The organism is Streptomyces sp. NPDC017890, from assembly GCF_044328675.1.
In the GTDB taxonomy this organism is placed as follows: Bacteria; Actinomycetota; Actinomycetes; order Streptomycetales; family Streptomycetaceae; genus Streptomyces.
This window is the reverse complement of sequence record NZ_JBIRHU010000014.1, coordinates 38,561-64,531: the sequence shown is the minus strand read 5'-3', so window position 1 is coordinate 64,531 and position 25,971 is coordinate 38,561. Positions and strand designations below refer to the sequence as shown.

Here is a 25,971-nt window from a genome sequence, read left to right as displayed (position 1 = left end):
ATGCCCAGAACTGACGTAGCGTCAGTTGTGCCCCCACCACCCCGCAGATCCGTTCGCCGAGGAGTCGTCGGCGCGGTGGTCACTGCTCTCGCCGCCGCCCTTCTCACCTTCGCTCCCGCTCAGAAGGCCGAGGCCGCGCCCGTACTGCTGTCCCAGGGCAAGTCGGTCACCGCCTCCAGTCAGGAGAACTACGGCACGCCGGCGACCGCGGCGGTCGACGGTGACAACGGCACCCGTTGGTCCAGCGCCGCCTCCGACCCGCAGTGGCTCCGTGTCGACCTCGGCGCGACGGCCACGATCAGCCAGGTCGAGCTGCGCTGGGAGGCCGCGTACGCCAAGTCCTACCGGATCGAGACCTCCCAGAACGGCACGGACTGGTCCACCGCGTACTCGACCACCACGGGCGCCGGCGGCACGGAGACGCTGAACGTCTCCGAAACGGCCCGCTACGTCCGGATGCTCGGCACCGCCCGGGCGACCGGGTACGGGTACTCGCTGTGGGAGTTCAAGGTGTTCGGCACCACGGGCGACGGCGGTCCCACCCTGCCCGGCGGCGGTGATCTCGGCCCGAACGTCCACATCATCGACCCGTCGACCCCCGACATCCAGGGCAAGCTCGACACGGTCTTCAGGCAGCAGGAGTCGGCACAGTTCGGCAGCGGCCGGCACGCGTTCCTGTTCAAGCCGGGCACGTACAACAACCTCAACGCGCAGATCGGCTTCTACACCCAGATCGCGGGCCTCGGCCTGAAGCCCGACGACACCACCATCAACGGCGACGTGACGGTCGACGCGGGCTGGTTCAACGGCAACGCCACCCAGAACTTCTGGCGGGGAGCCGAGAACCTGGCCCTGAACCCGGTGAACGGGACCAACCGGTGGGCGGTCTCCCAGGCGGCCTCGTTCCGGCGTATGCACGTCAAGGGCGGGCTGAACCTCGCGCCGAACGGCTACGGCTGGGCGAGCGGCGGCTACATCGCCGACTCGAAGATCGACGGCCAGGTCGGCAACTACTCGCAGCAGCAGTGGTACACCCGGGACAGCTCCATCGGCGGCTGGTCCAACAGCGTCTGGAACCAGGTCTTCTCCGGCGTCCAGGGCGCCCCGGCGACCGGCTTCCCCGAGCCCCGCTACACGACCCTGGACACCACCCCCATCTCCCGCGAGAAGCCGTTCCTCTACCTGGACGGCAACGAGTACAAGGTGTTCGCGCCGGCCAAGCGCACCAACGCGCGCGGCACGACCTGGGAGAGCGGCACCCCGCAGGGTGAGTCGATCCCCCTGAACCGGTTCTACGTGGTCAAGCCCGGCGCCACCGCCGAGACCATCAACGCCGCCGTCGACCAAGGGCTGCACCTGCTGTTCACCCCGGGCATCTACCACGTCGACCGGACCATCGACATCGACCGGGCGAACACCGTCGTGCTGGGCCTCGGTCTGGCCACGATCATCCCCGACAACGGCGTGACCGCGATGAAGGTCGCCGACGTCGACGGCGTGCGACTCGCCGGCTTCCTCATCGACGCCGGACCGGTCAACTCCCCCACCCTGCTGGAAGTCGGCCCGCAGGGCGCGTCCACCGACCACGCGGCCAACCCCACCACCGTGCAGGACGTCTACATCCGCATCGGCGGCGCGGGCGCGGGCAAGGCGACCACCAGCATGGTCGTCAACAGCCACGACACGATCATCGACCACACCTGGGTGTGGCGTGCCGACCACGGCGAGGGCTGGGGCTGGGAGACCAACCGCGCCGACTACGGCGTCCGCGTCAACGGCGACGACGTCCTGGCCACGGGACTGTTCGTCGAGCACTTCAACAAGTACGACGTCGAGTGGTACGGCGAGCGCGGCCGGACGATCTTCTACCAGAACGAGAAGGCGTACGACGCCCCGAACCAGGCGGCCATCCAGAACGGCGACACCCAGGGCTACGCCGCCTACCGCGTCGACGACTCCGTCGACACCCACGAAGCATGGGGCCTGGGCAGCTACTGCAACTACAACGTGGACCCGTCCATCCGCCAGCACCACGGCTTCAAGACCCCGGTCAAGCCAGGAATCAAGTTCCACAGTCTGCTGGTGGTGTCCCTCGGCGGTATGGGTCACTACAACCACGTCATCAACGACACCGGAGCGTCCACGGTACCCGCGGGAACCACGACCGTGCCGTCCACTCTCGTGTCCTTCCCCTGACAGCCCCTGCCGCCGGCTGCCGGATGACCCGGCAGCGCCGGCACCGACTCCCCTCCGGCCCGGGTGACATACCGCGCCCCGGCCCGGAGGGGCCCCGCGGCCAGGTGCCCGCACCGGGCGCCCGGGACCGTCCCCCCGTAACGCCCCCCATATGACCGAGCCGTTCCGATCCGGGCGGCACACCGCGGCCATGCGCCGAACGGCGACCGGGGACCCACCCCGGAGAGCGCTCCCCACCCGGCACTCCGACCTGCCAGGAGCAGATGTGTTCAGACCCCCCTCACCGCTCGCCCTGACCCGCCGCCGCGCCGGCCTCTCCGTGCTGGTTCTCGGCGCGCTGATGATGTCCTCGCTCACCCTCGCCGCCCCGCCCGCTCACGCGGCCGACACCCTGCTGTCGCAGGGCAGGCCCGCCACCGCCTCCTCGCAGGAGGGCGACGCGTACGCCGCGTCGGCGGCCGTCGACGGCGATCCCACCGGCACCCGCTGGTCCAGCCAGTGGAGCGACCCGCAGTGGTTCCAGGTCGACCTGGGACAGAAGGCCGACCTCAGCCGGACCGTGCTGACCTGGGAAGGCGCGTACGGCAAGAGCTATCAGATCCAGGCGTCCGACAACGGCACGGACTGGCGGAACCTGAAGACCGTGACCGGCGGTGACGGCGGCACGGACGACGTGGCCGTCTCCGGCTCCGGCCGCTACGTCCGCATGCTGGGCACCGAGCGTTCCGGCGGCTACGGCTACTCCCTGTGGGAGTTCCAGGTGTACGGGAGCACGGACGGCACATCTCCCGTCGGAGGAGGAGCGGTCGAGGTGACCGGCTCCCAGGGGAACTGGCAGCTCACCGTCGGCGGGCAGCCGTACACGGTCAAGGGCCTGACCTGGGGCCCGGCCATCGCTGACGCCCCGAAGTACATGCCCGACGTGAAGTCGATGGGCGTCAACACGATCCGCACCTGGGGGACCGACGGCGGCACCGAGCCGCTGCTGGACTCCGCGGCGGCCAACGGCATCCGTGTGATCAACGGCTTCTGGCTCCAGCCGGGCGGCGGTCCGGGCAGCGGCGGCTGCGTGAACTACGTGACCGACACGACGTACAAGAACAACATGCTGACCGAGTTCGCCAAGTGGGTGGAGACCTACAAGTCGCACCCCGCCACACTGATGTGGAACGTCGGCAACGAGTCGGTGCTCGGCCTGCAGAACTGCTACAGCGGCACCGAGCTCGAGGACCAGCGCAACGCCTACACCTCCTTCGTCAACGACGTCGCCAAGAAGATCCACTCGATCGACCCGGACCATCCGGTCACCTCCACCGACGCCTGGACCGGCGCCTGGCCGTACTACAAGCGCAACGCGCCCGACCTCGACCTGTACTCGATGAACTCCTACGGCGACATCTGCAACGTGCAGGAGGACTGGGAGGAGGGCGGCTACACCAAGCCGTACATCATCACCGAGGGCGGCCCGGCCGGTGAGTGGGAGGTCGCGGACGATGCCAACGGCGTCCCCGACGAGCCGACCGACGTGCAGAAGGCGGACGGCTACACCCAGGCGTGGAACTGCATCACCGGCCACCGGGGCGTCGCGCTCGGGGCCACCCTGTTCCACTACGGCATCGAGCACGACTTCGGCGGAGTCTGGTTCAACCTCCTGCCCGACGGCCTGAAGAGGCTCTCGTACTACTCCGTCAAGAGGGCCTACACCGGGTCGACGAGCGGCGACAACACGCCCCCGGTCATCTCGAACATGGCCGTCAGCGCCGCCTCCCCGGCACCGGCGGGCAGTGAGTTCACCGTGCGTGCCGACGTGCGCGATCCCGACGGCGACCCGATCACGTACAAGATCTACCTCAGCGGCAACTACGCCAACGGCGACAAGCGCCTGGTCGAGGCCGAGTGGCGGTCCACCGGCAACGGCACCTTCGCCGTCACCGCGCCCGAGAAGCTCGGCGTGTGGAAGGTGTACATCCAGGCCGAGGACGGCCGCGGCAACGCCGGCATCGAGACCAAGTCGGTCAAGGTCGTCGCCCCACCGGTCACCGGTACCAACGTGGCGCTGAACAAGCCGACCACCGCCTCCTCGTTCCAGGAGTCGTACGGCGACTGTCCCTGCGAGCCCGCCAAGGCCACGGACGGCAAGACCGACACCCGCTGGGCCAGCGACTGGAGCGACCCCCAGTGGATCAGCGTCGACCTCGGCGCCCCCACCACCGTCCGCAAGCTCCAGCTCGTCTGGGACCCCGCCTACGCCAAGTCCTACGAGGTCCAGGTGTCCGACGACGGAAACACCTGGCGCACGGTTCACACCACCACCGCGGGCAACGGCGACATCGACACCATCGACATCGCGGCGACCGCACGGCACGTACGACTGCACCTGACGGCCCGCGGGACGGGCTGGGGCTACTCGCTCCACGAGTTCGGCGTCTACAGCTGACGTACCACGCCATACCCCCGGCAGGGGGCAGCGCTCAGCCCCCTGCCGGGTCATCACCCCCCCACCATGGGCTGGAGGCCCTCCATGAGATGGCGTTCGAAACAACTCCCCGCGCTCCTTCTCGGCAGCGCTCTCGTCGCGTCGGTCCTCGGTCTCGGCACGGTCGCCACTGCGGCCGATCCGGGAAGTCCCGCCCCGGCCGGCCATCACGCGGGGCACACCACGGCGGTGTCGGTCCAGGCGTCCGGCGACGACCCCGACGGGGACGGCTACATACCGGCTGTCCCTCCGGTCACCGGCGTCACACCGTCCACGCATACTCCGCCGCCCCGCTACCACAAGGAGTTCCAGGCCAACTGTGCCGTCACGCACACCGCGCCGGACGACCCGATCGTGTACCCGGGGCAGCCGGGCAAGTCCCACGACCACACGTTCATGGGCAACACGACGACGAACGCCGCCAGCACCACGGCGAGCCTCTACGGCGGTGACACCGCCTGTCTCGCACCGGCCGACGCCTCCGCGTACTGGATGCCGTCCCTGTACGAGGGGGACAGGAAGATCCTGCCGGTCGGCCCTCAGGTCATCTACTACAAGGCCGGCGTCACCGACTACACCAGCGTGCGGCCCTTCCCCAAGGGGCTGCGGTTCGTCGTCGGCGACCCCATGCAGAGCGCCCAGGAGTTCCGGGGCCACAAGGGTTTCGTCGAGGGCTGGGAGTGCGGTGACAGTTTCTTCAACGTCGACATCCCGGCGAGCTGCCCGGAGCGGCCCGACGTCCAGCTCAACCTGCGCATGCAGGCGCCCAGTTGCTGGGACGGCAAGTACCTCGACACCCCCGACCACAAGAGCCACATGGCCTACCCGGTCGTGAAGCCGGGCACGAACGACAACATGTGTCCGGCGTCCCACCCGGTCGCCGTGCCGATGATCGAGTTCAAGATGGCCTGGCCGGTCAACGGCGACATGAGCGACGTCCGCCTGGCCAGTGGTCGCGGCCACTCCTTCCACTACGACTTCTTCAACGCCTGGGAGGAGCGGACCCTCGGGGCGCTGGTCGACGGATGCATCGTGGGCGGCTTCCAGTGCGACGCGCGCGGCTACGACCTGTACCACCCGGAGCGGGACGCGGTCCTGAACGCGGACTACCGACTGCCCTGACCAGCGGGAGTACCCGGGCCCGGCCACTCCCGCACACGCGGCAGCGGCCGGGCCCTGTGCCCTGCCCCGCGGCTCCCGGCAGGGCCTTGACCGAGCAGTTGTGAAAGAAGGACGGGAATGAACGACAGGTCGCTCGACCGGCACATCGGCAAGCTGACCCTGGAGCAGAAGGTACGTCTGCTCACCGGTGCCACGACGTGGCGCACGGCGGGGGAGGACGGCATCGCGCTGGGGGAGATCGTGATGTCCGACGGGCCGGCCGGCGTCCGCGGGGAGGCGTGGGACGAGCGACGTCCCTCCGCGCTGCTGCCCTCCGCCTCGGCCCTGGGAGCCTTGTGGGACGAGGCACTGGTGGAGGAACTCGGTGGGCTGCTGGCCGCGGAGGCCGCCCACAAGGGCGTCGACGTGGTGCTGGCTCCGACCCTCAACCTCCACCGGACCCCGCTCGGCGGCCGGCACTTCGAGTGCTTCTCCGAGGATCCGGAACTGACGGGCCGCACCGGCGCGGCCTTGATCCGGGGCGTCCAGGCCCACGGTGTGGCTGCCACGGCCAAGCACTATGTCGCGAACGACTCCGAGACCGACCGGCTGACCGTCGACGTCCGGGCGTCCGAGCGCACCTTGCGCGAGGTGTACCTCGCCCCCTTCGAGGCGGCCGTCGAGGCGGGCGTGTGGCTCGTCATGGCGGGCTACAACTCCGTCAACGGCGTGACGATGACGTCCCATCCCCTTCTCGACGAGCCCCTCAAGGGGGAGTGGGGGTTCGACGGAGTCGTCGTGTCCGACTGGGCCGCGGTGCGGTCCACCGAGGGGCCGGCCCGCGCCGCCCTCGACCTGGCGATGCCCGGGCCGCAGAGCCCCTGGGGAGCGGCGCTGGTCCAGGCGGTCGAGGAGGGACGGGTTCCGGAGAAGGCCGTCGACGACAAGGTGCGTCGACTGCTCCGGCTCGCCGACCGGGTGGGCGCCTTCGCGCCCCGCCGCCGACGACACCTGCCGGTTCGGGGCTCCCGGGACACCCGGGCGCTGCTGCGCCGGGCCGCCGCGGCCGGTTCGGTCCTCCTCAGCAACCAGGGGGTGCTTCCCCTCGATCCGGCGGAGCTCTCCACCGTCGCGGTCATCGGCGCGCATGCCGCGTCACCCCGCACGCAGGGCGGCGGCAGTGCCGGTGTCTTCCCGTCTGCGGTGGTGACCCCCCTGGCCGGTGTCCGGGCCCGGCTGCGAGGCCGCGCCCGGGTGGTGCACGCTCCCGGTCCGACGCCGGGCGTCGCTGCCGCCCCCCTCGGCACCGACCGGTGCGACGACCCGAGGTCGGGCGTCCCCGGGGTGCTGCTGCGCGTTCTGGACGAGTCGGGGAGAGAACTGCGCGCCGAGCATCGCCTCTCGGGCCGTCAGCTGGAGCCGGATCTGCCTCCTGGAGCCCACACGGTGGAGATCAGCGCCCTGCTGCGGCCGCGGCGGACGGGGGAGTGGACCTTCGGTGTCGGCGGATTCGGCCGGATGACGCTGACCGTCGACGGAGTCACGATCCTGGACGGCGTGTTCCCCCGCGAGACCGACGATCCGGCGGTCGTCCACGTCAATCCACCTGTCCAGCAGGCACGGACGGAGCTGACCTCGAAGCGGCGGCCGGTCCACGTCGTGGCGCGGCGCGAGCTGGTCCCCGGCTGCGGGCGCGCCACCGTCGTCACCGCGGCGCCGCCGGAGCCCGACGCCGAGAGCGCGGTGGCGGCCGCGGTGGAGGCGGCCCGCGGGGCGGACGTCGCGATCGTGGTCGTCGGCACCACCGAGCAGGACGAGACAGAGGGACACGACCGCGGCGACCTGTCCCTCGGCGGGCGCCAGGACGACCTCGTGCGGGCGGTGGCCGCGGCCGGTCCGCGTACGGTCGTGGTCGTCAACAGCGGCGGTCCGGTCGAGATGCCGTGGCGGGACGAGGTGGGCGCGGTGCTGCTCGCCTGGTTCCCGGGGCAGGAGGCGGGTGCGGGTCTCGCCGACGTACTGTTCGGACTCGCGGAGCCCGGCGGCAGGCTTCCCACGACGTGGGGTGCCTCTCTGGCGGACACGCCGGTGACGCGTACGCGACCCGCGAAGGGCCGTCTCGACTACGCCGAGGGGCTTCACGTCGGCCATCGGGCGTGGCTGCGGGCCGGCCGCGCACCGGCCTTCTGGTTCGGACACGGACTCGGGTACACCACCTGGGAGTACGAGGCCGTCGACGCGCCGGCCAGGGTCACGACGGGCGAAGCGTTCACCGTCCGGGTACGCCTGCGCAACACCGGGACCCGCGCAGGGCGGGAGGTCGTCCAGGTCTACGTGGCCCGGCCGGGGTCTGCCGTGGAGCGGCCCGTACGCTGGTTCGCCGGCTACGCGGCGGTCCGGGCGGAGGCGGGCCGGACGGTGACGGCCGAGGTGGAGGTGGCGCCCCGCGCACTGCGCCACTGGTCAAAGGAGGAGCGCGCCTGGTCCACGGAGCCCGGTCCGTACCGGCTCACGGTGGGCAGGTCGGCGGGGGACCCGCGGTGGGAAGGGGAGGTGACGGTCGAGCGACGGGCGTGCACCGGCTGAGCCCTCTCACTGCGCCGCCCGTTCCCGCAGGCTGGTCTGCCAGACGGGGCTCTGCTGTTCCGGATCCGTCTCGGGGCGGCGGCCGCCACGGGCGAAGAAGTCGGCGAGCGGCAGGATCGCCGCCCCGACGGTGACGGCGTCCGGGCCGAGCGTGCCGAGGTCGATCTCGACGTGCGCGGCCGGGTACTTCAGCGAGTAGGAAGCGGCGTACGTCCGCACCGTGTCGAGGAACCGCCGGCCGAGCTGGAGCCCTGCCCAGCCCCCCACGAGGATCCGTTCGGGCTGGAAGAGGTTGATCAGGTCGGAGAAGCCCGCGCCGAGGTACTCGGCGGTCTCCTCCAGGACGGCCAGCGCGGTCGCGTCGGCCGTCGGGGTCACTCCCTTGCCGTCGGGGACGGGGTACGCGGCGGCGAGCATCGCGGTCAGCGCCGTTTCCTCGTCCGCGCCCCCCGGCGGCCGCCCGCCCGCCTCCGCCCACCGGTCCAGGAGCGCTTCTGACCCGGCATACGCCTCCAGGCAGCCCTTCGCCCCGCAGCGGCACTGCCGGCCCCGCACCCGTACGGTCAGATGCCCCCACTCCAGGGCCTTGCCGGACCGCATGTCGTCGGTGACCACGCAGGCGCCGACACCGGAGCCGAAGAGGACCACCACGGCGTTCTGCGCGCCCCGCCCGGCACCGAACCACATCTCCGCCTGGCCGAGCGTCTTGGCGCCGTTGTCGATGTAGTACGGCACGGTCTCGGGCAGCAACCGGGACTCGCGCAGCAGCCGCTCCAGCGGGACGGCGTCCCAGCCGATGGTCTGGCCGTGCACCACGGCGCCGTCCTCCGCGTCCCCCGCGACGATACCCGGCACGCCGATACCGACGCCCAGCAGCCGCTCCGCCGGGATACCGGCCTGGCTCAGCACCTCGGGGATGCCTTCGCGGAGATGACCGACCACCACATCGACGTCGTAACGGTCCACGCGTCGCGGGCTCTCGGACGTCAACGGACGCTCCACCCGGGCGCGTTCGTTGAGAGCCAGATCGAACAGCTCGATCCGCACCCGCGTCTCTCCGACGTCCACGCCGATCAAGTAGCCACTGTTCGCGCTGACGCGCAGGAGCGTACGGGGACGGCCGCCGGCCGAGTCCACGCTGCCGGCCTCCTCGACCAAGCCCTCGGCGACCAGTTCGGACACCACGTTGCTCACCGAGCCCGAACTCAGCCCGGTGACCGGGCCGAGCGAGAAACGGCTCAAAGGCCCGTCGAAATACAATCGTTGCAACACCGCCGTGCGATTCTCCCGCCGCAGGTCACGCACCGTACGGCCACTGCGCATCTTCACTGTGCCACCTCGTCTCCGACGTCCTGCATGCAACTTACATGGGCCCGAGGCCTTGACGCGACCTTCACTTGAGGTTTAACTCACACCGTGAATTAAGCAGCGGGACACTTCAGGGATCGAACGCGGGTCGCCACTCGTGTCGCACCCTCCCCGCAGGCGAAGTCCGTTCACCTTCCCGGAAGGGCCACCTGAAGTCATGCGCAGAATCCGAGCCGCAGCCGTCGGCGCCGTCACCCTCTCATTCGTTCTCACCGCGGCCGCCTGCGGCGGGGGCTCGTCCGGCTCGGAGGGTTCCAACGAGCAGCCGAAGACGCTCACCTACTGGGCTTCGAACCAGGGCGCGAACCTGGAGGTGGACAAGAAGGTCCTCCAGCCCGAACTCGACAAGTTCGAGAAGCAGACCGGCATCAAGGTGAAGCTGGAGGTCGTGCCCTGGGGGGACCTGCTGAACCGGATCCTCACCGCCACCACGTCGGGCCAGGGCCCGGACGTCCTCAACATCGGCAACACCTGGAGCGCTTCGCTCCAGGCCAGTGGCGCCCTGCTGCCCTGGGACGCGAAGAACTTCGAGGCGATCGGCGGCAAGGACCGCTTCATCGAGTCCGCCCTCGGCTCCACGGGTGTCCAGGGCCAGGATCCCGCCGCCGTTCCGCTGTACTCCATGGCCTACGCGCTCTACTACAACAAGAACCTGTTCGCCGAGGCCGGGATAGCGAAGCCGCCGGCCACCTGGGACGAGCTGGTCGCCGCCGGCAGGAAGCTCACCGCCAAGGGTCACAACGGCCTCGGCGCCGAGGGCTCCAACCTGTCCAACAACATCCACCAGGTATTCGTCCTCGCCAAGCAGCACGGCGCCGACTTCTTCACTGCCGACGGCAAGCCGGACTTCACCTCCGACGGCGCGGTCGCCGCGGTCAAGCAGTACGTCGACCTGATGGCCAAGGACAAGATCGTCGCGCCGGGCAGCGCCGAGTACGCGCAGAACCAGTCCCTGAGCGACTTCGCCAAGGACAAGACAGGCATGGTGCTGTGGCAGACCGCGTCCGCCACCTTCAAGACCCATGGCATGAACGAGGACGAATGGGGAGTGGCACCCGCTCCTGTGCAGTCCGGTGAACGCGGTCAGGGCAAGGCCACCAACTCCATGGTCGCCGGCATCAACATGGCCGTCTTCAAGAACACCAAGAACATCGACGGCGCCAAGAAGTTCGTCAAGTTCATGACCAGCGACGAAGAGCAGATCGTCCTCAACAAGGCCTACGGTTCCATCCCGCCGGTCAAGACCGCCCAACAGGACCCGGCCTTCAACACCCCGTCACTCGCCGTCCTGCGCGAGACCCTCACGAACAGCGCCACCGCGCTTCCGCAGGTCCCCGAGGAGTCCCAGTTCGAGACCCTCGTCGGCACCGCGATCAAGGAACTCTTCGCCGACGCCGCCGCGGGGCGGTCGGTGACCACCGAATCGGTGCGGGCCAAGCTCGACAAGGCCCAGCAGCAGATGCCCACGAAGTGAGTACGGACACCTCCATGACCACCTTCACCGCTACCCCTGCCTCAGGCGAGCGGAAGGCACGCAAGGAATCCCCCGGAGCGCCGCGCAGGCGCCGCTCCGGGCGGCTGCGTCACATCAGCCTGCCGTACCTCCTGCTGCTCCCCGCGCTCCTGCTCGAACTCCTGGTCCACCTGGTGCCGATGGTGATCGGCGTCGTCGTCAGCTTCAGGGAGCTGACCCAGTTCTACATCCGAGACTGGGGCACCGCTCCCTGGGCCGCGTTCGACAACTACTCCCTCGCCGTCGACTTCAACGCCCCTGTCGGCGAGGCGCTGCTGAACTCCTTCCTCACCACCTGCCTCTTCACCGTGCTCTCTGTCGGCCTGTGCTGGCTGCTCGGGGTGGCCGCGGCCGTCTTCATGCAGGAGAGCTTCCGCGGCCGTGGCTTCCTGCGCACGCTCTTCCTCGTCCCGTACGCGCTGCCCGTCTACGCCGCCGTGATCACCTGGGCGTTCATGTTCCAGCGCGACAACGGACTGATCAACCACGTCGTGCACGACCAGCTCGGCCTCACCGACAGTCCGCCGTTCTGGCTGATCGGCGACAACAGCTTCGTCGCCCTGCTCGTCGTCTCGGTGTGGAAGGGCTGGCCCTTCGCCTTCCTGATCGTCATGGCCGGGCTGCAGAACATCCCCCGGGAGATCTACGAAGCCGCCGCTCTCGACGGTGCCGGAATCTGGCAGCAGGTCCGCCGCATCACCCTGCCGGCGCTGGGCCCGGTGAACCAGGTCCTCGTCCTGGTGCTGTTCCTGTGGACGTTCAACGACTTCAACACGCCGTTCGTCCTCTTCGGCGAGGCGGCACCCGAGGCAGCCGACCTCATCTCCCTGCACATCTACCAGTCCTCGTTCCAGACCTGGAACTTCGGCACCGGATCCGCCATGTCGGTCCTCCTGCTGCTGTTCCTGCTCGTGGTGACGGGCGCCTACCTCTGGTTCACGTCCCGAGGAAAGAAGGCCACCGATGCCTAGCCAGTCCCGGCGTCAGGTCCGTTCCCCGATGGCTGCCCCGCAGTCCTTCCTGTGGAGCCGGCGGATCTTCCTGACCCTCCTCGCCGGCTTCGTACTGCTGCCGGTGTACGTCATGATCTCGAGTTCGCTCAAGCCGCTCCAGGACGTGTCCGGCAAGTTCCAGTGGATCCCCTCGGACCTCACCGTCAGCCCGTACTTCGACATCTGGGACACGGTCCCGCTGGCCGACTACTTCATGAACTCGCTGATCGTGGCCGGCGCGGCGACCGTCTGCTCCGTCACCATCGCGGTGTTCGCGGCCTACGCGGTCAGCCGCTACTCCTTCCGCGGCAAGCGCCTGTTCACGGTGACGGTGCTGTCGACCCAGATGTTCCCCGGCATCCTGTTCCTGCTGCCGCTGTTCCTCATCTACGTCAACATCGGCAACGCCACCGGCATCGCGCTCTTCGGCTCCCGAGGCGGCCTGATCCTCACCTACCTGACCTTCTCGCTGCCCTTCTCCATCTGGATGCTGATCGGGTACTTCGACTCGGTGCCCAGAGACCTCGACGAGGCCGCCAAGGTGGACGGCTGCGGACCACTCGGCGCCCTGTTCCGGGTCATCGTGCCCGCAGCGGTACCGGGCATCGTGGCGGTCGCGGTCTACGCGTTCATGACCGCGTGGGGCGAGGTCCTGTTCGCCTCGGTCATGACCAACGACGCCACCCGCACCCTCGCCGTCGGCCTGCAGGGCTACTCCACCCAGAACGACGTGTACTGGAACCAGATCATGGCCGCTTCCCTGGTCGTGAGCCTGCCCGTCGTCGCCGGCTTCCTGCTCCTGCAGCGCTACCTCGTCACCGGCCTCACCGCCGGTGCCGTCAAGTAGCGGCCGGCGTCCTCCTTCCTCACCTCACTTCTCCGATCACCCCAGAGAGGCACCCTCCGTGTCCGATTCGCCAGACCTCGCCGCCTTTCCCCCCGACTTCGTGTGGGGCACGGCCACATCCGCCTACCAGATCGAGGGCGCCGTCACGGAGGACGGCCGGGCACCGTCGATCTGGGACACCTTCTCCCACACCCCGGGAAAGATCGACAACGACGACCACGGCGACGAGGCCTGCGACCACTACCACCGGTGGCCCGAGGACATCGCCCTCATGAAGGAACTGGGCACCGACGCCTACCGCCTGTCCGTCGCCTGGCCCCGCGTGATGCCCGCCGGTGACGGACCGGTCAACGCGGCCGGTCTCGACTTCTACGACCGCCTCGTCGACGGCCTCCTCGACGCGGGCATCACCCCCAACATCACCCTCTACCACTGGGACCTCCCGCAGGCCCTCCAGGACCGCGGCGGCTGGACCGTACGCGACACGGCCGAACACCTCGCCGCCTACGCCTCCGCCGTCGCCGGACGGCTGGGCGACCGCGTCACCCGCTGGGCCACCCTGAACGAACCCCTGTGCTCCGGGTGGATCGGCCACCTGGAAGGCAGGATGGCTCCCGGCCTCACCGACCTCACCGCCGCTGTGCACGCCTCGTACCACCTGCTCCTCGGCCACGGACTGACCGCGCAGGCGATCCGCGCGGCGGCACCGGGCGCCCAGGTAGGGCTCGTGACCAACCACTCGACCGTGGAGGCTGCGTCGACCCGCCCGGAGGATCTCGCGGCGGCCACCCGTATGGACGGCCACACCAACCGCTGGTGGCTCGACCCGGTCTACGGGCGCGGCTTCCCCGCCGACATGCGCGAGCTGTACGGCGTGGAGCTGCCGGAACGACCGGGCGACCTGGACGCGATCGCCGCCCCGCTCGACTGGCACGGCCTCAACTACTACTTCCCGGTCACGGTCGCCGACGACCCGGCCGGCCCCGTCCCGTACGCCCGCGAGGTCCGCCTGCCCGACGTGCCCCGCACCGGCATGGACTGGCAGATCGACGCCGACGGCCTGGAGGCGTTCCTGATGCGGCTGACCGACGACTACGGCGTCCGCAAGCTGTACGTCACCGAGAACGGCTCAGCCTTCCCCGACACCGTCGGCCCCGACGGAACCGTCGACGACCCGGAACGGGCCCGCTACCTGGAGCAGCACGTCAGTGCCTGTGCCCGCGCCGTGCGCAAGGGCGCCCCGCTCGCCGGCTACTACGCCTGGTCCCTGCTCGACAACTTCGAGTGGGCCTACGGCTACGACAAGCGCTTCGGCCTCGTCCACGTGGACTACGCGACCCAGGCGCGCACCATCAAGTCGAGCGGCCGCCGGTACGCGGACATCATCCGCGCTCACCGGCAGATCCACGCCTGACCCGCGGCCCGGAGGGCGGGGGAGGCTCCTGCGGGCGGACGCGCGTGCGCCGGCGGGAGCTCCGCGGACGTGACGGGCGGCGGTGACCGGCGACCTGCCACCGGTCACCTGCTCGCCATGGCCTTGCTGGCCGCCCTCGCCGCCGACGCGACACCGGTCAGAACCGCACAGCCGAACCGGCCCGCCCGCAGCCCCGGCCCCATCGACCTGACCGTTCCCGAGGTCCGCCACCCGCTCGGCGTCCTGCCGAGCCCCCCGAACACGTCCCCGCACAGGCTGCTGCAGTGGTCGAACCGGCGCAGGAGCCACCAGGCCACAGCCCGGCGCAGCCACTACCGGCGACGACTGGCCGCCCCCGCGACCGGAAGGATCACGAAGTCCCACTGGAGTATCAGCCGATGCGGGTTCCTGTGCCGCTGACACGCACGCGCGGATCACCCGCGCGCAGCGTCACCGTGAGCTCGCCGGGGCGGCCCAGGTCCTCGCCCTGGTACAGGGTGAGAACGGCGTCCTCGGAAACCAGGCCGAGCTCACGGGCGTACGCACCGAACGCGGCGGCCGCGGCGCCTGTCGCCGGGTCCTCGACGACGCCGCCGACGGGGAACGGGTCACGGACATGGAAGACGGTGGCCGACTCCCGCCACACCAACTGGACCGTGGTCAGGTCCAAGCGGTGCATCAGGGCTTCGAGGCGCGCGAAGTCGTACGCCAGCTCTGCGAGGCGAGCGCGTGTCGCCGCCGCGAGAACGAGATGGCGGGCGCCGGCGAACGCGATACGGGGCGGGAAGGCCGGGTCGAGATCGGTGGCCGGCCAGCCGAGAGCGGCGAGTGCCTCCGCGAGGTCGGCGTCGGCGGTCTCCTCGATGTGCGGCTCGACACTGGTGAGCGTGGCCCTGAGCGTTCCGCCCTCCTCGGCCACCTCCACCGGCACGGTGCCGGCGTGCGTCGCGAACACCATCTCCCCGGGGCCCGTCCGCTCGGCAAGCGCGAGGGCGGTCGCGACGGTGGCGTGCCCGCAGAACGGCACCTCGGCCTTGGGACTGAAGTAACGGATGCTGTACGCCCGCCCCTCCTGGCCGCCGAGGCCCTCCGGGGGCGCGGTCAGGAACGCGGACTCCGAGTATCCGAGGTCGGCGGCGATGGCCAGCATGTCGCTGTCGTCCAGACCGGTGGCGTCCAGAACGACGCCGGCGGGGTTTCCTCCGTCGGGGGCGCTGGAGAAGGCGGTGTAGCGCAGCACCTCGGGCCGCGGCGTAATCGTCGTCATGCACGCGGCAACGCGGCCCGGGCCCGCGGCTATTCCTGGACGCGGGTGGAGGCGGGGGCCGGGGTGCCTGCGGCGGTGCCGCACATCGATACAGGTGCACCGTGATCTTGTCGGGCAGCGGTCCGAGATCTGCCGGGCGGTGCAGGGCCGGGCCCGGCAGTGGGCAGACGTGACGGTGGGCCCCGGCCAGGACAGAAGATGAACCGGTCGTCGATGCGGGGGCGGTGGAGCCCAGTGGATGGCCCGGGTCGTAGACCGGCCGTCGTTCGGGCAGTGTTATTACCGGAGTCTGACGGAGGAGCCCTGGCAGTACCGTGGCGGGCCGAGTGCGGCTTGGGTGGACGCATGATGGGACCGGCCGGCCGGCCGCGGCCGGTCCGCCCGTTGTCTTCCGGAGGTCCTGGTGTCTCGTTCGTCCCGCCGTACCGTTGTGCCCGTCCTGCTCGTCCTGACGGTCGTCGCCGGTGTCGGGCTCTTCTATTTCCAGCCGTGGAAGGCGTTCACGGACACCACCGTGGACGAGGCGCTGCCCGGCGTCATGGCCCCTGCGTCGAACGGTGAACCGGCGACGAGGGACACGGCCCGCGTGAGCGGCGGGGAGTCGTCGGCGAAGGACACGGGACCGGTGGACCTTGCCGAAGGCCGCTTCGTGTCCCATGAGCACGACACCAGCGGCACCGCTCGCACGGTCCGGCTCGCGGACGGCAGCCAGGTGCTGCGGATCGAGGACCTCAAGTCCTCGCAGGGGCCGGACGTTCGGGTCTATCTCTCGATGCGGGACCCCGCCGCGGTGGAAGCGGGGCTCGGGGACGGGGACGTCGAGCTCGGGAAGCTCAAGGGCAATCTGGGAAACCAGAACTACACCGTCCCCGCCGGCACCGACCTGTCCCGGTTCCGGAGCGCCGTCATCTGGTGCGAGCGGTTCGCGGTCTCCTTCGGCGCTGCCGGCCTTGCTCCGGCCAAGGGCTGAGCCCGTGACTGCCGGCCCTGCACCCGCCCGCCGAGTCCTCGTCGTCGAGGACGATCCGACGGTCGCCGAGGTCGTCACCGGATATCTCGCCCGCGCCGGCTACGAAGTCGAGCACGCCCATGACGGCCTCCTCGCCCTGGAGGCGTTCGCCTCCCTGCGACCGCAGTTGGTCGTCCTGGACCTGATGCTGCCCGGCCTGGACGGCCTGGAGGTGTGCCGCAGACTGCGTGCGTGCCAGGGACCTCCGGTACCCGTGGTGATGCTGACAGCCCGCGGTGCGGAGGCGGACCGGATCCTGGGGCTCGAGCTGGGTGCGGACGACTACATGACCAAGCCGTTCAGCCCCCGCGAACTGGTGCTGCGCGTGGCCTCTGTACTGCGCCGCGCCGAGGCCCCGCCGCCCTCCGCCGCCTCGGCCGTGCTGCGGGCCGGTGACATCGTCGCCAGCCCGGGTGCACGGCAAGCGCAACGCGGTGGCCGAGAACTTGCCCTGACGGTACGCGAGTTCGACCTGCTGGCTTTTCTGCTGCGCAATCCGGGACGCGTGTTCTCCCGCGAGGAACTGCTGCGGCACGTATGGGGGTGGGACTTCGGGGACGTGTCGACCGTGACCGTGCATGTCCGACGGCTGCGCGAGAAGATCGAGGACGATCCAGCCGTGCCGAAGCTCATCAGCACGGTGTGGAGCGCCGGATACCGCTTCGATCCGCCCGAGGACGAGGCCGGCCGCAAGGACCTCCAGCCGTGATCGACATGTTGATCATCGTCGGCCTGGCCGCTCTGGGCGCTCTGTTCGCGGGGCTGCTCGCGGCTCCCGTCGTCACCTGGCTGCGGGGCCGCTCCGTCGTCCTGTCGATGTTCGCGGTCGCCGCGCTCGCCGTCGTCGCGATGGCGGCCGGCACGGTCGCGGTGGCGCTGGAGATGTTCCTGTCGGGGCACGACTTCCGTGTAGTCCTCATCGTGGTCGCCGTGTCGGGGACGTTCTCCCTCGGAGCCGCACTGCTCTTCGGGCGTCGGATCGCCGCCGGCAGCCGTGAACTGGCGCTGGCTGCGACCACCGTCGGCGGCGAGCCCGGCTTCCTGGCCCCGGCGCACCCGCCCACCAGCGAGCTCGCCGCACTCGCCGCCGCCCTGGAGACGGCCGGAAACCGGCTGCGGGCCGCGCAGGACCGCGAGAGGTCGCTGGACACCTCACGAAGGGAGCTGATCGCCTGGATCTCACATGACCTGCGCACCCCGCTCGCCGGGCTGCGCGCGATGGCGGAAGCGCTGGAGGACGGTGTCGCTCCCGATCCCGCCCGCTTCCACACACGTATCCGTATCGAGGCGGACCGGCTCTCCGGCATGGTCGACGACCTCTTCGAACTCTCCCGCATCCAGGCACGCTCCCTGGAACTGGTCCTGACGCGGGTGTCGATCTACGACCTGGTGGACGACGCCCTCGCCTCGGCCCGGCCGCTGGCCGACGAACGCGGGGTTCGCCTGGTGGACGGCGGAATCGCGGCGCTCCCGGTCCGGGCCGACACCCAGGCGATCACGCGAGTGCTGGGCAACCTCCTGGTCAACGCCATCCGGGCGACACCGGCCGACGGAACCGTCGCGGTGAGCGCACACCTGAAGGACGGCAAGGTGGTGCTCGGTGTCGAGGACGGCTGTGGCGGTATCGCGGAGCAGGACCTGCCGCACGTCTTCGACACGGGGTGGCGCGGCGGCCAGGCACGTACACCGCCCAGCCTGACGGTCAAGGATCCGGGGACAGTTGCCGAGCACACGGCCGGCCGTGGCCCGACGACGGCCACTGCCGTGGGGCAGCGGCACGGAGACAGCGGGGCGGGTCTCGGACTCGCCATCGTCCGCGGCATCGTCGAAGCCCACACCGGCCACGCATCGGTCCGCAACACCGCGGTGGGATGCCGCTTCGAGGTCACCCTCCCCGCGGATGGGGCGGGCCGGCCCGTGCCCGGTGCAGGAACGGTCCGGTAGGCCGTGAGCGCTGCCCCTGGCCTGCCGCACCCCTCCCCGGCCATGGCCGAACGCAAAAGGCTGAAGGTCCTCATCAGGCCCGGACCCGGACCAAGCCCTGATCCGGGAACGCCGGGAGTGGTGTGCGGCCGGCCCGCACCCCACTCCTGGCTGTACCCGCGCCCGGTCAGCTGCGTCCCGCGCGCCCGACCACGGCCTCACGCCCGGCGGTCCCGTACCGGCGCCCTGCGGTGTTCACGGGCTGGATGCGGAGCTCGGCCGTGTCGTCGGGGCGAACGCCGCGCGGTAGGCGGTCGGTGTCGTCCCCAGGGTGCGGCGGAAGTGCAGTCGGAGGTTCGAGGGGCTGCCCAGGCCGCAGCGGTCGGCTATGTGGTCGACGGCGAGTTCGGTGCTCTCCAGGAGCTCTCGGGCGCGGTCGAGCCGGGTGGTGAGCAGCCACCGCAGGGGCGTCGTGCCGGTCTCGGCGACGAACCGCCGGGCGAAGGTCCGCGGGGCCATGTGCGCGTGAGCGGCGAGCAGTGGGACCGTCAGTGGTTCGTGCAGACGGGCCAGGGCCCAGGCCCGGGTGGCCGCCAGGGTGACGCCGGGCGTCTCGGGGGCCAGCGGCCGTTTGATGTACTGCGCCTGCCCACCGTCGCGGTGGGGGGCGGAGACCAGGGTGCGCGCCACCTGGTTCGCCGTCCGTGCGCCCAGGTCGCGTCGCACCAGGTGCAGGCACAGGTCGATGCCGGCGGCGACGCCCGCCGAGGTCAGCACCTGCCCCTCGTCCACGTAGAGCACGCGCGGATCCACCGTCACCTCCGGATACCGGACGGCCAGTTCCTCGGCGTACTTCCAGTGGGTGGTGGCCCTGCGGCCGTCCAGGATCCCGGCCGCCGCCAGCGCGAACGCCCCCGTGCAGATGGACACCAGCCGCCGGCCCCGGGCGTGCGCCTCGGCCAGTGCGGCGAGCACGTCCCGCGGCAGATCCCGTAGGTGCGGCGCGTACCCAGGGACCACCACGGTGTCCGCCTCGCCCACCGCCTCCAGTCCGGCCGCCACCGTCACGGCGAACCCCGCAGCGGTCGGGACCGACCCCGCGGTCCGTCCGCACAGCGTCAGCTCGTAGGGATCACCGGGCACGGCGATGAAGACCTGGGCCGGGATGCCGAGGTCCAGGGGCAGTACGTCGTCCATGACCAGTACCGCCACGCGGTGCGGTGCGACGGGGGTGGCAGTTTCCTCTCGCATGGAGGCAAGTCTGCCACTGTCGAAGGCCGTTGCCGCAGCCGATCATCAATGCCATGAACGACGAGACGACCACACGCGTCCCTCCGCTCCCCGACACTTCCGTCACTCGCCGCGCACTGGCCCTGGTGCGCGGGACGGAGTCCACCGCCACCGCCAACCACAGCGTCCGCAGCGCGTTGTTCGCCCGCCTCCGCGCCGACCACCAAGGCGCGGAGCCGGGGCGCGACTACGATCCGGAGCTGCTGTTCCTGGCCTGCGTCCTGCACGACATCGGCCTGACGGAGGCGGGCGACCGTCACCAGCGGTTCGAGGTGGACGGCGCGGACACGGCCGCGGAGTTCCTCACCGCGCAGGGCCTGCCCACCGCCGACGTCGACGCCGTGTGGGAGGCCATCGCCCTGCACACGACGCCGGGCATCGCCGAGCGCCGCGGCACCCTGTGCGCGCTGGTGCACCAGGGGACCGGAATGGACTTCGGCTTGGACGCGGACTGCGTCGACGATGCCACCGGGGCCGCGATCCACTCCGCCTATCCGCGGCTGTCCATGGCCACCACGCTCACCGACGAGATCGTCGCCCAGGCACGGCACCGTCCGGAGAAGGCCCCGCTCTTCTCCGTCGCGTCCGAACTGCTCAGGGAGAGGTCCGTGCCGCCGCACAGGACCCGGATGGAGACCATGGCCGACACCGCGCGCTGGGGCAACTGAGCATGGCCACGTACGGAATCCTGCTGTTCGACACGGCGCAGGAACTCGACTTCGCCGGCCCGTGGGAGGTGCTCACCACCTCCTCCGGGCTGCGGGACGGCGCGGACGACGTCGTGCTCGTCGCCGAGCGTTCCGCGCCCGTCCGGTGCTCCCAGGGCATGCGGGTACTGCCGGAACACACACTCGACGACCACCCGCCCCTGGACGTCGTCCTCGTGCCGGGCGGTTACGGCGCCCGGGAGGTCGAGCCGCACAACGCGCGGGTCACCGGCTGGCTCGCCGACACCGCCGCGCGCGCCGCGTGGGTGGTCGGCGTCTGCACCGGGGCCTTCCTGCTGCACGCCGCCGGCCCGGCCCGGGCCCGCCGGGTCGCCACGCACCGGCAGTACGAGGAGGCACTGGAAGAGCGCGGCGACGTCACCGTCGTACGGGACGCCCGCTATGTGGTCGACGGCAACCTGCTCACCAGTCAGGGCGTCTCCGCCGGCATCGACAGCACCCTGTGGCTCGTCGGCCACCTGCACGGGCGCGAACACGCCCGCGCCGTGCGCCGTGCCCTCCAGTACGACCCGGCACCCCCGTACCTGGCGGACGAGCCCCTCCCCGCCCCGTGACCGACCGAGAAACCGGAGTACCGACCGAGATGAAACGCCGTACCCTCCTGCAAGCCACCTCCGTGCTCGGCGCCGCGACGCTGACGGCCGGCACCGCCACCCCCGCCGACGCGGCGGCCTCCGAGACCCCCGGCCATGACCGGCCCTTACGCGTACACGTCGTCATGTTCGACGGTGTGGAGGAACTCGACTTCACCGCCCCGTACGAGGTGTTCTCCGCCTCCGGCTACTTCGCCGACCGCGCGGTGGAGGTCCGCTACGTCGCGCTCGACGGCCCCCGTACCGTCAAGGCCGCCTACGGCACCGGACTGCGCGTCGGCCACGGATGGGCGCCCGAGGACGCCGACCTCCTCGTCGTCCCCGGCGGCGGGTACGCGCGCCGCGAGGATCCCGGAGTGTGGGCGGAGATCCGGCGGGGCTCCCTGCCACGGGCCCTGGCCGCCGCGGCCCGCCCTGGCCTGACCGTCAGCGCGCTGTGCACGGGCGTGATGCTGCTCTCCGCCGCCGGGCTGACCACGGGGCGCCCCTGCACCACCCATCACCGAGCGCGGGCCGACCTGGAGCGGCAGGGCGGAGTGCTCAAGAACGCCCGCGTGGTCGACGACGGCGACCTGGTCACCGCCGGCGGCGTGACCTCCGGGCTGGACCTCGCCCTGTGGCTGGTGCGCCGGGAACTCGGCGCGGACGCCGCGGTCGGTCTGGAGGAGATGCTCGAGTACGAGGCCCGCGGCACGGTGTGGACACCGCGAAGCAACCGGTGAGTGTCCTTCGCGGTCGCCGTCTCGGCACGGCCCCGCACGCCCAGGAGACGGATTGACGGCTTGAACGGGACGGGCGGGGCGGTCTCGTGGAACGGGATGACGGCCGGCGGCAAGGCGGCACCACCGGTGCGGGCTTCCCGCTCGGCGTGCGGCCGGGACGGCGGCCGCGAAGACCGGGCGGTCACGGCGTCCGGAGTTACCCTCTCGGGGTGACCCAGCAACCCACATCCGACGAACGGCGGCCCGCGAACGAGGGACGCAAGGCCGCCGACCGCAACCGGGCCGCTCTCGTCACTGCCGCACGAGAGGTCTACGCGGAGTACGGCCTCGACGCTCCGTTGTCCGCGATCGCGCGCCGAGCCGGAGTGGGGCAGGGCGTCCTGTACCGGCACTTTCCCGACCGAGCCGCCGTCGCCACCGCGATTCTGGATGAGAACGTCGGTCAGATCGAGCGGGCAGCGGCAGCCCAGGGCGCGGACATCGCCGGCATCCTGGGTGTGCTGACCTGGCACCAGACCCAGTCGACGGCCTTCATCGACATCCTGCACGCCGATGGTGCGGCCGGCCGTTCCGGCATTCCCGCGTACGCTTCGACGCTCTCCGGGCGGGTCGAGCGGGCCCTGCGGGCGCATCTGCCGGACGGCCACCGGCTGGCTGCGGCGGAGGACGATCTCATGATCGCTGTCGCCATGGTCTCGGGGGCCGTCACCGGCCCCACTCGCGAGCAGCGGGAACACCGGGCACTGGCGGCGTGGCGGCTGCTGGGTGTCGAGGTGGGGCCGGTGCGGCCCTTCGACCGGTGAAGAGAGCCGTGTTGACCGGCGAAGAGGGCCGTCAGCCGCCGTTGGACTGACGGATACCCTTCGCCGGCGCGTCGAAGCTGTACAGGTACCCACCGGCCGGGCCGCTGACGGTCATGTACGCCCTGGTCCCGCCGGGCGTGATGGCCACGTTGGTCGCCGATTCGAGGCCCTCGGCGGCGCGGCCGGGAACCTCGACGGTCGCCAGGCGCTCACCGTGCCGGTCGTACACCGCCATGGCGGGCCGGCCGTGCAGGGCCTGATAGAGGTTGCCGTCCGCGTCCACGGCGATCGAGTCCGTCTGCGCGACACCGCCGTCCACGCGGATGGCGGTGTGCCGGGAAGCGACCTGGCCCTTGCCGTCGAGCAGGAGGTAGGAGACGCGGTTCTGCGTGAGCTCGCTGATCCACAGTCCGCGGTACTCCGCGTCGAACGAGATCCCGTTGGGCGCCGCCAGTTCGTCCGCCAGGACGGTGGCGTTCTTCCCGTCGCGGTCGATCCGCACCACGCGCCCCGTCGCCTCGCCCTCGGACATGCCGCGCGAGTCGCTGACGTACAGGTTGCCGTCCCGGTCGAAGGCGAGGTCGTCGGGGTTCATCGGGGCTCCGCCGACCTCGCCCGAGAAGAAGGTCCGCGGGTCACTGCCGTCCGGGGCCAGGCTGACGATCTCGCCGTGGGAGAAGTCGGTCAGGTAGACGCGCCCGTCGTAGGGGCTGAACTGGGCCGACGTGTAGGTGCCGCGGCTGTCGGTGTGGACCTGGCGCGATGTCTTCTTCCGCACATCGACGCGCAGCACCTTGGGCTCGCCGGCCGGTGCGGTGACATCGACGACGAGCAGCTTGCCGTCCGCGTCGAAGGTCGGGCCCTCCAGCAGGGTCATGCCGGTCTCGGGGTGCACCTTCGTCAGCCGCATGACCTTCTGGGCGCGGATGGTCCTGTCCGCGCCGGTGGCGGCCGCGGGGTCCGCGGCGGCGCCGCCCGTGTCCGTACCGCATCCGGTGAGGGCCAGCAGGCCGATCGCGGCGAGTCCGGTGAGGGATCGGAGCGGGAGTCGTTGCATGGGGGTCACTCTTCCTGTCCGAGGTGTGCGGAAGCTCTCTCCGCCTCAACCGGACAACGCTGTCCGGTTCTTGCTACGGTAATACATGCCCGCCCAAGTCCGTTGACCCCGGTACCACTTGGCGGACAGGGCGGCCTCCCGGCAGAGAAGCGGAAGAATCGAGGCCCCCCACATGACGAACTCGCAAGCACCTTCCCCGGAGGAACTGGCCGAGCTGAGGCGGCGCTACCGCCTCGAACGGGAGCGACGCGTGCGCCCCGACGGCACTCGGCAATACCTTGCCGCCGACGCCGAGTTCGGCTACTACGCCGACGACCCGTACGCGCGAGAGGCGGGCGATCGGGAGCCCCTGCGGGACAGGGTGGACGTGGCGGTCATCGGTGGCGGATTCGGTGGCATCCTGGCGGGCGCGCGGTTGCGTCAGCGGGGCATCGGGCGGGTCCGCGTCCTGGAGAAGGGCGGTGACTTCGGAGGGACCTGGTACTGGAACCGGTACCCGGGCATCCACTGCGACATCGAGTCGCACGTGTACCTGCCGATGCTCGACGAGACCGGGTACGTGCCGGAGTGGAAGTACGCTCCGGGCGAGGAGATCCGCCGCCACGCGGTACGGATCGCGGAGAAGTTCGACCTCTACGCGGACGCCCTGTTCTCCACGTCGGTCACGTCCCTGACCTGGGACGAGACCTCGCAGGCGTGGGTCGTCACGACCGACCGGGGTGACACGTTCCGCGCCACCTACGTCGTCACGGCGACCGGTACGCTCACCGAGCTCAAGCTCCCCGGCATCCCCGGTATCGAGAACTTCGAGGGCCACACCTTCCACACGTCGCGCTGGGACTACGCCTACACCGGCGGCACCCCGGACGGAGGCCTCACCGGCCTCGCGGACAAGCGCGTGGGTGTCGTCGGCACCGGCGCCACCGGCATCCAGGTCGTCCCGAAGCTGGCCGAGGACGCGGGACACCTCTACGTCTTCCAGCGCACCCCCTCCACCGTGGACGTGCGCGCCAACCGCCGCACCACCGCGCGGGACGTCTGCGCGGACCGCGACGGATGGGCGCGCGAGCGCCGCGACAACTTCCTGCGCATCGTCTCCGGCGAGACGGCGGAGGAGGACCTCGTGGCGGACCGGTGGACCTCCTCCGCCGGTCTTCTGGAGAAGCTGCTGCCGAGCTTTCGCCGTCCGGCGGACCGGCAGGCCTTCGAAGCGGCCTACGAGGTGGCGGACGCCGTCAAGATGAACGAGGTCCGCGCCCGTGTCGAGCAGGTCGTCGCCGACGCGGACACGGCGGAGAAGCTGAAGCCCTGGTACCGGTACGCGTGCAAGCGCCCCACGTTCTCCGACACCTACCTGCCGGCCTTCAACCGCGCCAACGTCACCCTGGTCGACACCGCGGACACGCACGGCATCGAGCGGATGACCGAACACGGTGTCGTGGTCGGCGGCACCGAGTACGCGCTCGACTGCCTCATCTTCGCCACCGGGTTCTCCGTCGGGGTCTCGGGCGTCCATTCCGGCAGACTGCCCGTCAACGGCCGGGGCGGCGTCCAGCTGTTGCACGCGTTGCGGCAGCGAGGACCGCGATCCCTGCACGGGTTCACCAGCAACGGCTTCCCGAACCTGATCCAGCTGGGAGCCACGCAGAGCGCCAGCAGCGTCAACTTCACTCACGTGCTCGACGAACACGCCGTGCACGCGGCGGCACTCGTCGCGGCCGCCGAAGCCGAGGGCGCCGTCATCGAACCGTCCCGCGAGGCCGAGGACGCCTGGCTCGCGGTCATGGCCGAGGGTGCGCCCGACCACGAGTGGTTCCACGCCGAGTGCACACCCGGGTACTACAACGGTGAGGGGCGTGGCCGGCCGAACGCGCCGATCGCCTATCCCCATGGCGCGGTCGCTTTCCACGATCTCCTGAAGCGCTGGCGCGAGGAGTCCATGGGCGACGTCCTCACGGCCAGGCAGGCTGCCGAGGCCTAGGGGTACGGGCCGCGAGGCGGTGCGGTGCGGGGCCCGGTCGCTGTCGGCCGGGCCCCGTCCGGCTCGTGGTCCCTCGACGAGTGAGGTGCCGCCCACCCCTGACGG

The 25,971-nt window shown here is 70.8% G+C and carries 21 protein-coding genes; 17 read left to right on the top strand and 4 right to left on the bottom strand.

What is annotated here, in order from left to right; translation table 11 throughout:
- The 4 genes from ACH4F2_RS19670 to ACH4F2_RS19655 all read left to right on the top strand — a co-directional run bounded on the left by ACH4F2_RS19670 (nt 1) and on the right by ACH4F2_RS19655 (nt 8,359).
- On the top strand, nt 1–2,196 hold the full coding sequence (locus tag ACH4F2_RS19670) for a discoidin domain-containing protein (RefSeq protein ID WP_398133982.1): 2,196 nt from the start codon (nt 1–3) through the stop codon (nt 2,194–2,196).
- A 340-nt stretch (nt 2,197–2,536) separates the two neighbouring features.
- A complete protein-coding gene (locus ACH4F2_RS19665) occupies nt 2,537–4,633 on the top strand; it encodes a discoidin domain-containing protein (RefSeq protein ID WP_398134100.1) in 2,097 nt (698 codons plus the stop codon).
- An 84-nt stretch (nt 4,634–4,717) separates the two neighbouring features.
- Nucleotides 4,718–5,794, top strand: a complete 1,077-nt coding sequence (locus ACH4F2_RS19660; protein ID WP_398133981.1) for a DUF1996 domain-containing protein — start codon at nt 4,718–4,720, stop codon at nt 5,792–5,794.
- Nucleotides 5,795–5,911: 117 nt separating this feature from the next.
- Nucleotides 5,912–8,359 (top strand): glycoside hydrolase family 3 protein, encoded by a 2,448-nt coding sequence (locus tag ACH4F2_RS19655; protein ID WP_398133980.1) that lies wholly within the window; start codon nt 5,912–5,914, stop codon nt 8,357–8,359.
- 6 nt (nt 8,360–8,365) lie between these two features.
- Here ACH4F2_RS19655 and ACH4F2_RS19650 read toward each other — a convergent pair whose 3' ends face one another.
- Complete coding sequence (locus tag ACH4F2_RS19650; protein ID WP_398134099.1) at nt 8,366–9,682, bottom strand: ROK family protein; 1,317 nt, start codon at nt 9,680–9,682, stop codon at nt 8,366–8,368.
- A 202-nt stretch (nt 9,683–9,884) separates the two neighbouring features.
- On the opposite strand from ACH4F2_RS19650, the gene ACH4F2_RS19645 reads away from it, so the two are divergent.
- The 5 genes from ACH4F2_RS19645 to ACH4F2_RS19625 all read left to right on the top strand — a co-directional run bounded on the left by ACH4F2_RS19645 (nt 9,885) and on the right by ACH4F2_RS19625 (nt 14,913).
- Nucleotides 9,885–11,201: an ABC transporter substrate-binding protein gene (locus ACH4F2_RS19645; protein ID WP_398133979.1), complete on the top strand. Its 1,317-nt coding sequence runs from the start codon at nt 9,885–9,887 to the stop codon at nt 11,199–11,201.
- 14 nt (nt 11,202–11,215) lie between these two features.
- A complete protein-coding gene (locus ACH4F2_RS19640; protein WP_398133978.1) occupies nt 11,216–12,211 on the top strand; it encodes a carbohydrate ABC transporter permease in 996 nt (331 codons plus the stop codon).
- A gap of 28 nt (nt 12,212–12,239) precedes the next feature.
- Nucleotides 12,240–13,079: a carbohydrate ABC transporter permease gene (locus ACH4F2_RS19635; RefSeq protein ID WP_398134098.1), complete on the top strand. Its 840-nt coding sequence runs from the start codon at nt 12,240–12,242 to the stop codon at nt 13,077–13,079.
- Nucleotides 13,080–13,137: 58 nt separating this feature from the next.
- Nucleotides 13,138–14,493: a GH1 family beta-glucosidase gene (locus tag ACH4F2_RS19630; RefSeq protein ID WP_398133977.1), complete on the top strand. Its 1,356-nt coding sequence runs from the start codon at nt 13,138–13,140 to the stop codon at nt 14,491–14,493.
- Between the two features lie 69 nt (nt 14,494–14,562).
- Nucleotides 14,563–14,913, top strand: a complete 351-nt coding sequence (locus tag ACH4F2_RS19625) for a hypothetical protein (protein WP_398133976.1) — start codon at nt 14,563–14,565, stop codon at nt 14,911–14,913.
- Here the strand turns inward: ACH4F2_RS19625 and ACH4F2_RS19620 are convergent.
- Nucleotides 14,885–15,760 carry a PhzF family phenazine biosynthesis isomerase gene (locus ACH4F2_RS19620; RefSeq protein WP_398133975.1) on the bottom strand — a complete coding sequence of 292 codons (876 nt, stop codon included), beginning with the start codon at nt 15,758–15,760 and terminating at the stop codon, nt 14,885–14,887. The genes ACH4F2_RS19625 and ACH4F2_RS19620 overlap by 29 nt on opposite strands.
- Nucleotides 15,761–16,163: 403 nt before the next feature.
- Here ACH4F2_RS19620 and ACH4F2_RS19615 point away from each other — a divergent pair, with 403 nt between their 5' ends.
- From ACH4F2_RS19615 to ACH4F2_RS19605, 3 genes are read left to right on the top strand one after another with little or no spacing between them, the layout of a single operon-like run.
- On the top strand, nt 16,164–16,730 hold the full coding sequence (locus ACH4F2_RS19615; protein WP_398133974.1) for a DM13 domain-containing protein: 567 nt from the start codon (nt 16,164–16,166) through the stop codon (nt 16,728–16,730).
- Between the two features lie 4 nt (nt 16,731–16,734).
- Complete coding sequence (locus tag ACH4F2_RS19610; protein ID WP_398133973.1) at nt 16,735–17,478, top strand: response regulator transcription factor; 744 nt, start codon at nt 16,735–16,737, stop codon at nt 17,476–17,478.
- A complete protein-coding gene (locus tag ACH4F2_RS19605; RefSeq protein WP_398133972.1) occupies nt 17,475–18,713 on the top strand; it encodes a sensor histidine kinase in 1,239 nt (412 codons plus the stop codon). The genes ACH4F2_RS19610 and ACH4F2_RS19605 overlap by 4 nt, the downstream gene beginning before the upstream one ends.
- A gap of 234 nt (nt 18,714–18,947) precedes the next feature.
- Here the strand turns inward: ACH4F2_RS19605 and ACH4F2_RS19600 are convergent, their stop codons facing one another.
- Entirely contained in the window at nt 18,948–19,943 is a 996-nt protein-coding gene (locus ACH4F2_RS19600) for a GlxA family transcriptional regulator (protein WP_398133971.1), read from the bottom strand.
- Between the two features lie 53 nt (nt 19,944–19,996).
- Between ACH4F2_RS19600 and ACH4F2_RS19595 the strand changes: the two genes are divergently transcribed.
- The 4 genes from ACH4F2_RS19595 to ACH4F2_RS19580 all read left to right on the top strand — a co-directional run bounded on the left by ACH4F2_RS19595 (nt 19,997) and on the right by ACH4F2_RS19580 (nt 22,828).
- A complete protein-coding gene (locus tag ACH4F2_RS19595; protein ID WP_398133970.1) occupies nt 19,997–20,650 on the top strand; it encodes an HD domain-containing protein in 654 nt (217 codons plus the stop codon).
- A 2-nt stretch (nt 20,651–20,652) separates the two neighbouring features.
- Nucleotides 20,653–21,264 carry a DJ-1/PfpI family protein gene (locus ACH4F2_RS19590; protein ID WP_398133969.1) on the top strand — a complete coding sequence of 204 codons (612 nt, stop codon included), beginning with the start codon at nt 20,653–20,655 and terminating at the stop codon, nt 21,262–21,264.
- Nucleotides 21,265–21,293: 29 nt separating this feature from the next.
- On the top strand, nt 21,294–22,025 hold the full coding sequence (locus ACH4F2_RS19585; protein ID WP_398133968.1) for a DJ-1/PfpI family protein: 732 nt from the start codon (nt 21,294–21,296) through the stop codon (nt 22,023–22,025).
- 209 nt (nt 22,026–22,234) lie between these two features.
- The gene (locus ACH4F2_RS19580; RefSeq protein ID WP_398133967.1) at nt 22,235–22,828 is read left to right on the top strand and encodes a TetR family transcriptional regulator; all 594 of its coding nucleotides are present in this window, start codon (nt 22,235–22,237) and stop codon (nt 22,826–22,828) included.
- Nucleotides 22,829–22,859: 31 nt separating this feature from the next.
- Here ACH4F2_RS19580 and ACH4F2_RS19575 read toward each other — a convergent pair whose 3' ends face one another.
- Entirely contained in the window at nt 22,860–23,885 is a 1,026-nt protein-coding gene (locus ACH4F2_RS19575; protein ID WP_398133966.1) for an SMP-30/gluconolactonase/LRE family protein, read from the bottom strand.
- A gap of 172 nt (nt 23,886–24,057) precedes the next feature.
- Here ACH4F2_RS19575 and ACH4F2_RS19570 point away from each other — a divergent pair, with 172 nt between their 5' ends.
- Nucleotides 24,058–25,866, top strand: a complete 1,809-nt coding sequence (locus ACH4F2_RS19570) for a flavin-containing monooxygenase (RefSeq protein ID WP_398133965.1) — start codon at nt 24,058–24,060, stop codon at nt 25,864–25,866.
- Nucleotides 25,867–25,971: the final 105 nt, after the last annotated feature.